At 65.4% G+C, this 12,202-nt stretch carries 14 protein-coding genes; 7 read left to right on the top strand and 7 right to left on the bottom strand.

The features are described from left to right. Positions 1 to 176: 176 nt before the first annotated feature. The 3 genes from F3087_RS17220 (at position 177) to F3087_RS17210 (ending at position 2,693) form a co-directional block, all read left to right on the top strand. Positions 177 to 995 carry an alpha/beta hydrolase gene (locus F3087_RS17220; protein WP_150403014.1) on the top strand — a complete coding sequence of 273 codons (819 nt, stop codon included), beginning with the start codon at positions 177 to 179 and terminating at the stop codon, positions 993 to 995. 27 nt (positions 996 to 1,022) lie between these two features. Further along, positions 1,023 to 1,826, top strand: a complete 804-nt coding sequence (locus tag F3087_RS17215; protein WP_150403013.1) for an alpha/beta fold hydrolase — start codon at positions 1,023 to 1,025, stop codon at positions 1,824 to 1,826. Between the two features lie 126 nt (positions 1,827 to 1,952). Further along, complete coding sequence (locus F3087_RS17210; protein ID WP_191094011.1) at positions 1,953 to 2,693, top strand: histidine phosphatase family protein; 741 nt, start codon at positions 1,953 to 1,955, stop codon at positions 2,691 to 2,693. 244 nt (positions 2,694 to 2,937) lie between these two features. Here the strand turns inward: F3087_RS17210 and F3087_RS17205 are convergent, their stop codons facing one another. After that, entirely contained in the window at positions 2,938 to 4,215 is a 1,278-nt protein-coding gene (locus F3087_RS17205) for a helix-turn-helix domain-containing protein (protein ID WP_150403011.1), read from the bottom strand. 345 nt (positions 4,216 to 4,560) lie between these two features. Between F3087_RS17205 and F3087_RS17200 the strand changes: the two genes are divergently transcribed. Both F3087_RS17200 and F3087_RS17195 read left to right on the top strand, forming a co-directional pair. Beyond that, on the top strand, positions 4,561 to 4,854 hold the full coding sequence (locus F3087_RS17200; RefSeq protein ID WP_150403010.1) for a hypothetical protein: 294 nt from the start codon (positions 4,561 to 4,563) through the stop codon (positions 4,852 to 4,854). 141 nt (positions 4,855 to 4,995) lie between these two features. Then, the gene (locus tag F3087_RS17195; protein ID WP_150403009.1) at positions 4,996 to 6,168 is read left to right on the top strand and encodes a DMT family transporter; all 1,173 of its coding nucleotides are present in this window, start codon (positions 4,996 to 4,998) and stop codon (positions 6,166 to 6,168) included. A gap of 288 nt (positions 6,169 to 6,456) precedes the next feature. Here F3087_RS17195 and F3087_RS17190 read toward each other — a convergent pair whose 3' ends face one another. From F3087_RS17190 to F3087_RS17165, 6 genes are all read right to left on the bottom strand, one after another. Then, positions 6,457 to 7,233 (bottom strand): ESX secretion-associated protein EspG, encoded by a 777-nt coding sequence (locus tag F3087_RS17190; protein WP_150403008.1) that lies wholly within the window; start codon positions 7,231 to 7,233, stop codon positions 6,457 to 6,459. 147 nt (positions 7,234 to 7,380) lie between these two features. Then, the gene (locus F3087_RS17185) at positions 7,381 to 8,562 is read right to left on the bottom strand and encodes a hypothetical protein (RefSeq protein WP_150403007.1); all 1,182 of its coding nucleotides are present in this window, start codon (positions 8,560 to 8,562) and stop codon (positions 7,381 to 7,383) included. Further along, a complete protein-coding gene (locus F3087_RS17180) occupies positions 8,559 to 9,038 on the bottom strand; it encodes a hypothetical protein (protein WP_223885142.1) in 480 nt (159 codons plus the stop codon). Before F3087_RS17180 ends, F3087_RS17185 begins: the two co-directional genes overlap by 4 nt. A 42-nt stretch (positions 9,039 to 9,080) precedes the next feature. After that, positions 9,081 to 9,653, bottom strand: coding sequence for a DUF3558 domain-containing protein (locus F3087_RS17175; RefSeq protein WP_150403006.1), 573 nt, complete (start codon positions 9,651 to 9,653; stop codon positions 9,081 to 9,083). Between the two features lie 217 nt (positions 9,654 to 9,870). Beyond that, positions 9,871 to 10,083, bottom strand: coding sequence for a DUF397 domain-containing protein (locus F3087_RS17170; RefSeq protein ID WP_150403005.1), 213 nt, complete (start codon positions 10,081 to 10,083; stop codon positions 9,871 to 9,873). Beyond that, on the bottom strand, positions 10,080 to 10,961 hold the full coding sequence (locus F3087_RS17165; RefSeq protein ID WP_150403004.1) for a helix-turn-helix domain-containing protein: 882 nt from the start codon (positions 10,959 to 10,961) through the stop codon (positions 10,080 to 10,082). Before F3087_RS17165 ends, F3087_RS17170 begins: the two co-directional genes overlap by 4 nt. Positions 10,962 to 11,215: 254 nt before the next feature. Here F3087_RS17165 and F3087_RS17160 point away from each other — a divergent pair, with 254 nt between their 5' ends. Beyond that, positions 11,216 to 11,671 (top strand): DNA-directed RNA polymerase subunit beta, encoded by a 456-nt coding sequence (locus F3087_RS17160; RefSeq protein ID WP_150403003.1) that lies wholly within the window; start codon positions 11,216 to 11,218, stop codon positions 11,669 to 11,671. A gap of 78 nt (positions 11,672 to 11,749) precedes the next feature. Then, a complete protein-coding gene (locus tag F3087_RS17155; protein WP_223885141.1) occupies positions 11,750 to 12,142 on the top strand; it encodes a DUF4254 domain-containing protein in 393 nt (130 codons plus the stop codon). Positions 12,143 to 12,202: the final 60 nt, after the last annotated feature.

Below are 12,202 nucleotides of genomic sequence, written 5' to 3'. Positions count from 1 at the left end.
ATCAGCGCCGGGCGAAATGCGACGGGTTACGAAAACCCCAGCGCCGCGCGATCATTGCGATCGTGCGGTGTCTGTGTCCGGGAAGCAGCATCCTCGGCCCGGACCCCGCCGGCTGATTCACTGCGCGAGGCCACCCTCCGCGCAGCTCTCGTACAGCGCCGTCCCAGGAGGTTTTCGTGTCGAATCCCACCGCACGTCCGGTCGTGTTCATCCACGGACTATGGATGCACAGCAGCAGTTGGGGCGCCTGGCTGGACGCGTTCGACCGCGCCGGCTACCAGACTTTCGCGCCCGGCTGGCCCGGTGACGCCGAAACCGCCGACGCCACCCGCAAGAATGCCGACGCGTTGAACAACCGCGGCATCGCCGAGGTCACCGAGCATTACGCGAAGTTCATCGCCGATCTGCCGACGCCGCCCGTGGTCGTCGGACACTCGTTCGGCGGTCTGATCGCCCAGAAATTGCTGGGCGCCGGTATCACCGCGGGCTGCGTCGCGATCGCGCCCGCCCAGTTCCGTGGCGTGCTGACCTTGCCGCTCGCCCAGATTCAGAGCGTGCTCCCGATACTCAGCAAGCCCTGGCTGCGCGGCAAAACGTGGTCACACACCCCCGCGAGTTATCACCGCACCTTCGCCAGCGGAATCCCGCGCGAAGAATCGGACAAATTGCTCGCCACCTATGGTATTCCGGCCCCGGTGCTTCCGCTGTTTCAAGGCGGCCTCGCCAATTTCACGCCGAATAGCGAAGCGAGCGTGGACACCAAGCGTGAGCGCGGTCCGCTGCTGATGCTCGCGGGCGGGCGCGACCGTCTGGTGCCGGAGGCGACGGTCCGCTCCGAGTACAAGATCCAGCGGAAGAACGCCGGCGTCACCGAACTCGTCGTCTTCCCCGATCGGGGTCACTCCATGCCCGCCGATCACGGCTGGCGCGAAATCGCCGACACCGCACTGGATTTCCTGCAAAAGCAGAACTTGCCCGCCCAGCCGACCGCCTGAAAACCTACCCGACCCGGAAGGACAACCATGCACCTCTCGCGCACTCTGCGGGCAGCCGTAGCCGCGGTGGCGATCACCGCCGCGACCACCCTCGCCGCCATCCCCGCCCATGCCGCACCGCTGCCGACCATCGTGCTCGTGCACGGTGCCTTCGCCGACGCCACCAGCTGGAACGGTGTCGCCGCGGCCTTGCGCGAGCAGGGCTATCGCGTTGTGACGCCGGACAATCCGCTGCGCGGCCCGGCCTTCGACGCGGCCGCCGTCCAGCGCACCATCGACACCATCTCCGGACCTGTTGTGCTGGTCGGGCATTCGTATGGCGGCGCCGTGATCAGCAACGTGCACGACTCGAAGGTCGAATCCCTGGTCTACATCGCGGCTTTCGCGCCGGTACAGGGTGAGCCCGCGCAGCTGCTGCTCGATCCGATCCGCTTTCCCGGCAGCCAGCTGCTGCCGCCGGTGCTGCAACTCGGCGTCGTCGACGACCCGAACGGCATCGCGGGCAAGAACCTCGACGGTTACGTCGCGCCCGACCGTTTCAACGCGGTCTTCGCCCAGGACGTCAGCCCCGCCACCGCCGCCGACATGATCGCGCATCAGCATTCCATCGCGCTGGCGGCCAACCTCGAGCCCTCCGGTGCGCCGTCGTGGTCCGGGACGCCGAGCTGGTACCTCGTCTCCGGTGCGGACCGGGTGATTCCGCCTGCCTCCCAACGATTTATGGCAAACCGGATGGGGGCGCACACGAGCGAACTGGATTCCTCGCACGCGTCGCTGGTCTACCATCCCGCCGAGGTCGCCGCGGTAGTCGAGGCGGCCGTTCCGCGCTGACGCCGGATACCTTCGCGCGGTCCCGCAGCCGCTCGCACGGTCCACCGATGGTGAACCGCTTGGCGAGCCTGCGGGGCCGCGCTTTTGTGCGCGGGCATAATTCGGGTGATCACGAAGGGGGATGGTGTGGGAACCGAAGGTGAAAGCTCCTGGGGGCAAGGTGCATTCGAATGTGCGCACCCGGACGAATCCGGAGCTGTCGATCTGCTGTACGCGGTCCGGCACGGGCAGAGCATCGCGAACGCGGCTTTCGCGGCGAATACGTTCATCGAGGCCGACGATATGGCCATCGGACTGACCGATCTGGGCGAGCGGCAGGCTTCCGCGCTCGGCACGTGGTTCGCCGCCCTCGACTCGGATCAGCTGCCTGAACTGGTGTTGTGTTCGCCGTATCTGCGCGCCGTGCAGACCTGGCAGTTCGTCGAACAGGAACTGCGCGGGGCGGGTCGGACTATGCCGTGCCATCGCATAGATCAACGACTCTACGACCGGCACCGCGGCCGGCTGTCCCATCTGTCGCCGATCGTCGTCCGTGAGCGTTTCCCCGAGGAATCCGCGAAGGAAGCCCGCGACCCCCTCGGCTATCGCCCGCCTGACGGAGAATCATTCCAGGACGTCGCTGATCGTCTGCGCGATGTCGTAGCCGATCTCGCCGCCGATCATCGACACCGACGCGTACTGATCGTGGCACACGACGCGGTCGTGTTGTTCCTACGTCAACTACTCGAAAACCTCACCGACGCAAAAGTTTTGGCTATCGCCGAGGACGGATTGGCCGGCAACGCCTCGATCACCAGCTGGGAACGGCACGCCGACGGCTATCGACTCCTGGCCTACGACCAGCGCACCCATCTGCCGCAGATCTGAACGGCGACGGTTCGTCCCTCACCCCGGACGTCGTCATCAAGCCGGCGATCCGCGCCGCCTCGGAAATCGAACTGCCCCCGGATTATCCGCCCTTCGAGCTCGGCCTGCTCCCCGGCGACGATTACATCCTCACCTCCGGCGCGCTAGCCGGTCAGCGCGGCTTCTTCACCCGCGACGAACACGGCCACATCACCGGAGCCGACCTCGCCGGCCGATTGTTCAACCGCGTCGGGCACTGACCCGGTCACCGCTCGATGATGTTGTCCCGCATGCCCTGTGGCAGCGCGACCACGAGTTGCGAGACGTTGCGCCGAACCTGCCCCACCCGCAGCTCCGGCGGCAGCGACTGCCAGACCTGCCGGATCTGTTCGCGCGCATGGTCCAGCTCGCCCTGCCGGGTCCACAGGGTGGCCATGTCGAGATCGAGCAGCGCCCGCCCGACCTGATCCTTCTCCGCCATCGGCAGCTCGAGCATGCGATCGCGGATCGCCTCGGCGGCGCGCCAGTCGCCGATCGAACTCAGCGCGTGCGATTGATGCCAGCGCAGAATGTATTCGGAGGTACCGAGATTGTCGTCGGTCGTCGCCGTATCGGGCAGGGCGGCGAACATCCGGTCCGCGGCGTTCACCGCCTCCAGCGCATCCCGGCGTCGCCCGATCCGCGCCTGGATGCCGGCCTCGGCCAGCAGCCCGAACACCCCGGCCGCGGTCGGCGCCCGGCCGCTCGCCGCCTGCGCCGAACGCGCCGCGGTCAGACCCTGATCCAGCGCATGGCGGTAGCACTCGTGGGTGTGCGCCATGTGCCCGGCCAGCCAGGCTTCGAGCGTCGGGTCCCCGGCCTGCCGGGCGGCCCGGCGCGCCTTGGCGAACCACATGAAGGTGTCGTGCAGGTCGGCGACATCGTTGAGCCGAAAAGCGATGAGCCCCGCGATGATTGCCTCGATGCGGTGCAACCGCCGGTGCAGATCCGCGGAGTGGTCGGTCAGCTTCACCTGCTGGACCTGCGCCAGGTCCCGCATCCGCGCCGGGATGTATTCCGAAGGCGGCTGGACGTATACGAGATATCCGCTGAGTTCGAGTCCTTCCTCCAACGCGCGCACGGTATCTCGCGCGGTGGAGCCGACTTGCGAAGCGTGGGCGACGATCAGGCGGCTCGGCGGCGCGACCGGCTCCGGATCGTCGTCGGTGTAGTCGTGGCCGAAGCCGAGCCGATCGGGCCGGGTGCGATACAACTGGCACAGCGCGTCGAGGAACTGATACGACGGCATGTCCAGGCCCGTCTCCCAGCGGGACACGCTCTGATGCGACAACCCACGGCACGACGACCCGTCGGAGGTGACGATCTCTTGTAATCGGTGCGCGACGTCGACGAGCGTGAATCCATACGCGATGCGATGGGCGCGCAGCAACGAGACACCGCAATGCGATCGCACCGCGTGCACCTGATCCCACGTCGAACCACCGGCGGCCTCGTATTCGCGGACGACTCGCCTCCCGCACGCAATGCTGTGCGGCCCGTTCATTTCGACTTCCCCCTTGCTGCGCTCAGCTCCGCATAACGCGAACGCGCGCAGTGTTGTCGGTTGTCATGCCGCGCCCACGCGTGCACATGGACGCCCCTTGTTGTCGAATCGTTCGCACACGCGAAGACACCCCGCTCCGGCGGCTCGTTCGCTCGCGCCCGTTCGACATCTCCAGATCCCTGCTATCCAGATGGTCGGACACGCGTGAGGTCTCAGCGTTGTCCGCCTACTCGACCGTATCGCTGTACTGGACTTTCGTCCATAAACACCGCGTTCTGCACGCTTGGCGCGCAAGAGCAGGGCAATCCCTGGCCGGTTGATCCGATCAGCGGCACGCTGGGTGACATGAAAAGAATCGTCATCGTCGGCAGGGTTCTGGCAGACCCGGAGTGCACCGCCGACGAGGATGACCCAGTGTCATTCGCCCATAAAATGGTGCATGTAATGACGCCTATCGCGACTGCGGTGACCGCCTTGGCCACCTTCGTGACCTGCGCCTCGGCAATGAATACCTTGGCTGTGACGGTGCTGGCCGCTGCATGGGTGCTGGCCGGCTGGCTGGCGCGCGGGCGGCGCTGCCAGTGCCGGACAGAGCGGCGGCATATCGGAATACGCCATGCCGCAGGAGGTCCCGCCTAGTCGGTCGCCACCTCTAACTGAGGCACACACTTCACCCGTGATACCGCAGCGGGACTTGTTTAGCCCCATTCCGTTGTAGCTGCGGCGAATCGCGAAAAAATACCCCGGAGTACGGTTCCGGGTGTCGGTCGCATCGGTAATGTGAGCGGCATCAACGGGTCCGAGGTCGTACAAAGCAGAGATTCAACTGACCTGCGCGGTATCGGAGCGCTGGTTCTGTTAACCGCGTCATTTGCCATGCTCACGGTGCTGTCGCGCTATCTCGGTAACGGTTTCACCCCGCCTCAGCAGGTCTATCTTCGCACGGGACTGGCGTTCTTCATCGCCATACTGGTATTCAGCCGATGGATCCGCTGGCGCACCGTAGTCCGGATCAGGATGCGGGAATGGTGCGTAGTCATCGGACGCACCGTCCTGCTGTACGTAGTCGGCACGACTTTGTTCTCGAAAGCCGCGGGAATGACGGCGGTGAGCGATATTTCGTTCATCGCCGCCCTCCCGTTGGTGTCCGCGCTCGGCATGCTGATGCGCAGCGTGCGGGTGTCCGCGGTCCGGGTGGTCTTCGTCGGCGGCTCCGCCGTCGGGGTCGCGATCCTGTCCGGATTCGGCGGTAGTGCCACGAGCTCGCTCAACTACGGCAACCTGATCGCGCTGGTCGCGATGGTGGCAATGTCGCTGAGTTATCTCGGCCGGGATTGGCACGACGGCTCATTGAACAATCACGAACTCACCGCGTTGACCCTCGGCGTCGGAGCCGTGGGGGTGGTGCTGACATCCGTGCTGCAAGGAGATGGTCTCCCGCACGTTCCGTCGCACGCGTCAGCGGTAATGCTCTGGGCCGCAATCGGTCTCGGGGGTGTGCTCAGCGTGCTGAACGTGTTCCTCATCAACTATTCGTTCGACCGGGTCGACGCGGTGCTCAGCGGCAACATGCTCACCGTCGAATGCGTGTGGGGGCTGCTGTTCGGATTGTTCTTCTTCGGTCAGGTACCCACCTGGAGCGGAATCGCAGGCGGCGCAATCATTGTGCTCTGCGCGCTGGCGCTGAACCTGCTCGACGGACGTGCCGCGCCCGCCGATGCCGAGCCCGAAAACGATGATTCGGCACCGGACAATACCGAGCCGAGAGAACCGGAGTTCGCCGCGCTCGCGACCGTCGAGCAGACGGCTCCGGTGCTCCGGATGTATCGCCCCGAAGGCCGCGAGGAACCGCGCTCATCGCGCGAAGATGAACTGGCGGCAAGTCATTCGTGGATCGGGGCGTGGACGGACGACCCGACGAATGAGCGCGGTCAGCACAGCGCGGCTAGTTGAGCCTGCAACAATTCTGGTCCAGCGACGGTACGGGCTGGTACCTAGGCGGGAAGCGAACATTCGTGTTCGCCGAACGGGTGAAACAGAATCGGGCACGGAATGTCGAACTTCGGGCGTGCGGTGAAACGCGATACCTGCTTCTGGGAAACGCCGTTTAGTCGGCCGTCGATTTTTGCCGGGTAAAGTCCAGGTCAGCGGACTGCCGCCAGCCGACCTGGACTATGTTTTGCGTCCCCGGGCCGGTCGGCCTGAGCTACTGCGGCCGCTTGTCGGGCTTCCCGCCGGTCGCTACCAGTGGTCGTTGCGGTCTTCGGCGAAGCGTTCGAGCGCGCGATCGATCCAGGCGGCGAAGTGGGTGGTGAGGTCCGCGGGGGCGGTGGGGCGGACGGTGATGTGCGGGCCGCGGACCTCGGTGTAGCGGCCGTCGCCGGTGATGTCGTGCCATTGCAGGACATTCGACGGTTGGGCGAGGGTGGACAAGGGGGCGGCGAGCAGGACCGCGGTGCCGCCGCCGTCGGTGGGACGGCCGAGCAGGCGCTGGTATTGCTCGCGCGGGGTTTGCCGGGCGACGTCTTCGAAGTGGCCGTTGCGACGCGGTGCGATGTCGTCGGGGTGGAAGGTGGCGGGGGCGGCGCTGCCCGGCTTGCAGGCGGGGATCGCCTGAACTATGCGGGCGGGCAAGGTTTCCGGGCGGAACATGCGCACGCGGATCGGGCCGTGCTCGCGATCGGTGCCGCCCTGCATGAGGGTGACGGCGCGATACGGGTTACGCGCGCCCACGATTCGGTATTCGCGCAGATCGTCGGGGCCGGTGCTGTTCTTGTGTTTGCTTGTGCCGCCGAGGATTTCGATCCGCAGCTCAGAGGTGCCCAACGTGTGCAGCGCGAGCTGGATCTCCTCCAGCTCGTCGGCGGAGTAGCGGGCGCGCACGGCGTGCCGATGCGCGGCGAACTCGTCGCGCAGGGCGAACCGGCTGGTGTAGCGCAACGGGTTGGGAAACCGATCGTGGGCATCGGAGTACCAGAGCGCCGCGAAATCATCCGGCTCCCAATTCCATTCAGCCATGCCGGTTCGATCTCCTCCACGTCGTGCGTTCGATAGGTATTACGGGTGCCCCGGTCCCGCTCGCACGCCGCGGCGAGCGGGACATGACTGCGGCGGGACCGGCGTGTCGCCGCTGTGTAGTCCCGTTCGGTGTGGGTGCGGGCGGGTCTAGGTCGGGATGTCGCCGCCGATTACGCCGCCGGGGATGGTTTTCGGGAGTTCGCCGAGGAGTTCGTCGGTGTTCTCCTGGGTGATCAGGTAGTCGGGGATCTTGTGTTCGGAGTCGTCCTCGGACTTGCCGCCGCGGGCGCCCGCCCCCATACCGCCCATACCCGGGGTGCCACTTGCGCCACGCGCGGCTGCTGCTGCGGCAGCCGGGTTGGACGTGGTGGTGCCAGGGGTGGCGGGCGAGCCGGGGATGCTGCGGCCCGGTTGCGGGGTCTTCGAACTCGGTGAACCCGGGCTGCCGGGACTGCCGGGGGAGTGCGGGGTGCCCGGGGTCGTCGGAGTTGTGCTCGATGGCACCGTCTTCGTCGGGTCTGTGGTGGGGGCACCCGGGGTGGTCGACGCCGGGGTGGTGCTGGCCGGCTTGGTGTCGGTCGTCGAGGCCGGCGTGGTCTGGTCGCTCTTCGTCTTGTCGGTCGACTTCTCGTCCTTGGTGGTCGAGTCGTCGGGCTTGCCGTCGCCGTCCTTATCGTTGGTGACGGTGGGATTGTTCGAATTCTTTTCGGTGTCAGTCGATTTGGGCTGGTTCGGCTGACCGCCGTTGGTGCTGTTCTCGTCCTTGTAACCGCCCGGCGGAGGCGTGATATCGATCGCCTTGGTGGGGCTCGTCGGCGTGGGCAAGACCGGAATCTTGCCGTCGATCTGGCTGAACGGCTGCACATAGTGCTCGTTCATCGCGACGCGCGCCTTCTGCGTCTCCTCGGACTTCTCCCGCGACAGGTCCCAGCGGCTCGGATGGAACACCCGGGAGCCGAAGGAGGTGTCGACGGTGTCGGGAATCGCCTTCTTGGTGTTGACGATTGCAGTCGCGGCGTCGCGGACGCGGGTGTGGAGTTCGGCCAGAGCTGGGGTCAGTGTGTGGGCGTCGGTTGTATACGCCTGGATCGACTTCTTCGAATCTTCCGCGGCTGGACCGGACCACGCCTGGGAGATCGAGTTCTGGATCGAGCGGGCGAAGGTTGCCACGCCTTGTTCCCAGAGTTGGTGCATCTGCCAGTACCGCTCGGCTTGGTCTATCGCGTTCGTGGTATCGAGCGGATCGAATGCATCCTTGATCTCCGGATGGTCCCAGCTGTCAGTGTGCTCGCCGCCGCCGGGAATTCTTGGTGATTCGTATCCGGTCATCGGCCGGTCCCATCCGGGAGCAGGTATGGGCCAGCGGGGAGCTGCGCCGGCGGTCGATCGGGGAGCGTGTCATTCAGCCGGGTGAACTCGGCGGCAAAGTTGCTGTCCGCCTGCATCATTCGCTCACGTGCCGACTTATGGACCTCTTGGAGGTCTTCGACAATCTTGTAGTGCTGTTCCAGGATTGTGTAAACATCGTTGCTGTTGCCATCGCCAACTTGTTTGGCCTTCTGCCTGAATCGGTCGACCACGGTCTGACCGGACACCATTTTCTCCGTGGTCTCGCCGAGGCCCCATTTGTCTTGTCGCGAGACCTGCTCGGCGATGCCCTGGATCCGGCGGATCACGCTTTTGAAGTATTCACAGTCGCGGTCTATATAGACGAAGTCCTCAGGCTTCATTTCTACTGTCGCCTGCCCCTCCCGCACCGCACTGAGCAGGTTCGCCATCGGTCGAGGCGTTGTGTCGTCACCCATGTGGTTAATCCCTCCCGGTGAATGCCGTCGTCAAGCGCGTATTTATGCCGTGGCGGGTACCGCCGACGCCACCTTTTCTGCCAGCCCGCGCGCTAAGTCGCACGTGTTGAGATGTCCGGTCGCCTTGCCCGATGGGGGGTTGGTGAGGTTGAGTTCGAGGCTCCCGCCCTTCATCTCCACATTGACCGTGCACGCGGCTTCCGGGTGATCGTCGACCTGCCGTGTCGAGATCGCATGCCGGCTACCTATGGTGAACTCCTGGCTGTCCGGAAATTTCTTCGCCCGCACCATGTCGACGGTGATGTTCGTTGTTTGGATACTGGCCGCATATCCATCGGTCTTGGCCCAAATGCATCCGCGCCACTTGACGCCACCGTTGGCATTGGAGTCGTTCGGCGTCTTGTCCCGCAGCTTCTCGGAATCGAGGATGGCTTGCGGGATGTCGGTGCAAGCGTTGAAACCAGCAGGGACATTCGCAGCAAGACCCGAGTTCGACGTCGTCGTGCTCCCCGTCGGCTTGGGATCGCCATCATTCGACGGCCCGCACCCGGCGACCACGAATACGGCGCCGAGCGCGAGGGTGGCCAACCGCCACGAGTTCGACCTGCTCGTCATCGGATCCTTCGCCCGCCGGTGCTCAGATAGATCGCACGGGGCCGGACCGGCTTCTCCGCCCCCTGTCAGATCATGCTGACGCTACCGATGCGTCAACCTGGGTGCAAGCGAGTCGCACCGCAGGTCGACGCTATCGGCGCTCGGTTCGAAAAGTTGGCAGAGATCGGGCAGGGGACCTCCCGCAAACGAAGGTCCCGGCCCTGCTCAACTGCCCGGCTCAGCCTCGTGACAGGTCGAGCCCGCCGCCGGCCAGACCGGCGGTGAAGGCGTCCCACTCTCCGGAACTGAAGACGAGTGACGAGCCGTCGGGGTTCTTCGAGTCACGAACACCGACCATGCCGTCGCCGAGAAAGGCGACCTCGACGCAGTCCTGGGTGGGGCTGCTGTAGCTGCTCTTGAACCAGGCGGTTGTCGATCGATCTGTATTCACGTCGCGTACTCCTTCGCGATCTTGCGGATGAGCGCGCGACTGCGGGACTCATCCAATGCCGAACGTTGCATTTCGAAATATGCCTGTTGGTACTTCTGCACATCGTCGGACTTCTCAAGGTACAGCGCACCGGTGTGACCCTGCATGTACACGACCGGTGGCTCGGTGAGGTGTGCCGTTGGGTGCCTTGGGAATTCGAGCAGCACGAACGGTCCCACGGCCAGCCCGCCGTACGCCTCCTGCGCGAGCGGGACCACTCGAACGGAGACGTTGGGCAGTTCGTCGACGCCGACGAGGTGATGCAGTTGATCCGCCATCACCGCCGGACCGCCGATTGCCCGGCGCAGGCTGCATTCGTCGACGATGGTGTCGACGATCAGCGGGTTGTCGGCATCGGTCAGCCGAGACTTGCGCCGCGTGAACAATTCGATCCGGCGTTCGACTTCCGCGGCGGGCATTGTGGGCGAGTCCACCCACGTCATGGCTCGCCGATATCCATCGGTCTGCAACAACCCCGGCAACAGCACCGTCTGATACGAAACAATCCGCCGCGCCGCCTCCTCCAGCCCGACGAACAAATCGAAATGCTTCGGAATGGCGTCCCCGTACGCATGCCACCATCCGGTGCGATGCGACTCCTCGGCCAATCCGAGCAGCATCCGGGTCATGTCCGGGTGCGCGCCGTACAACGCGCACAACCGCTCGATGAACAGCGGATTGAGCCGGACGGGCTGCCCGGTTTCCATCCGCCACAGTGTTTGCTTGCCAACGCCTATCGCCTTGCGCGCGGTCTCCGCGCTGACGCTGGAATTCTCCCTCAGTACGCGCAGCTGGCGCGCCAGCATGCGTCGAGGGAGGGTCGATCCGGTGGGGGTCACGACAATTCCCTTTCGTAGCCTCACTATTGGCTGTGGGTGCAACTGGAACCGCATGACGGGCTTCTTTGGAACCTTGTGAATTTTCGCCTTGTTCCGGTACTCGGAACAGTCCCGCCGCTCATTTCCGGTGCTGTACTGAACGTGCGCCCCGGTCCGTGTCATAGAAGTCCTGAAACCTTATCTGCGCGAGCGGGTTCAGGTCCACTCGGATCGGGCGCACCAGACAACCGATCGAGGTGAGTAGAGGTTCCAATATGAGCGACCCAATGTTCACGGATACCCCTGTTTCGCGCTGCGCCTATTACCGCCGCTGCGGCCTACCCGCCGGCATTCACCCGGAGGCGGGCCGGATCGTGGTCAAAGTCGGCCTGGTCGGCGCGATCACGATGCCGGCCCGGCTCGGCCAGCGCGTCCGCGACGACATGCTGTACCGTGGCTGCGCCCTCGGGCCGATCGTGGCCCACATCCGTTCCCGCCGTTGGACTTTCCTGTGCCGCCCGGACGTGCCCGACGACCAGCCGCTGTTCACCGAGCTATTCCGGCTCGATGTCGCCGTCGTTCCGTTCGGCGGCGAGATCGCGCTGCCGTCCCCGGCGGACGCGCACACCCCGTCCCGCACCTGGATCGTGCCGCCCCGCGACACCTTCCGTCCGTCCGGCGCGGTGGTCCTCGACTACCTGCGCGCCTGCACCAGGAGGCCCATCCGATGAGCGCCGCAGTGCCGCAACGAGAGTGCGGTCCGACCGCCGAACGGCCGGGTGAGTGAGGTGTTGCCGACGAGAAGCCAAGTGCTGCAAGCCTGTCGCGGCAGTGTCGGCGACCATCCGTTGCTGATCGCGGTACACGAGCTGACCACCCTGCACGAACGCCGGTCTACCGCGACCCGCGAAACCATCCGGGAGATAGACGAATACCGCGCCAGGGAGGTCCGCGACATCGATCGGTGGGTCGCCTCCCGCCTGCCTGTCCCGCACGGCGGCGCCTACCTGCACACCGAGACCATCGGCGCGATCCTGGACCGCCTCGCGCAGTTCACCGCCTGCGCCTACGCGGCGCTGGCGGAGGAGTCCGACTGGGACCTCTGGTTTGCCTGGGAACGCCTCGCCGAGCTGGCCGTCGGCTACGAGGACCTGGTCGAGGAACTCAGCGCGGGCCGGCGCCGGCTGCCGAGCAGGTGTTGATCATGAGATTTGTTCGGGTCACGCCGATTCCGGCATTGATTGGGTCACGATTCGCCGGGT

This window comes from Nocardia colli (genome assembly GCF_008704205.1).
Classification (GTDB): Bacteria; Actinomycetota; Actinomycetes; order Mycobacteriales; family Mycobacteriaceae; genus Nocardia; species Nocardia colli.
Note: the sequence above shows the minus strand (reverse complement) of the source record. Positions and strands in the feature narration are given on the sequence as shown.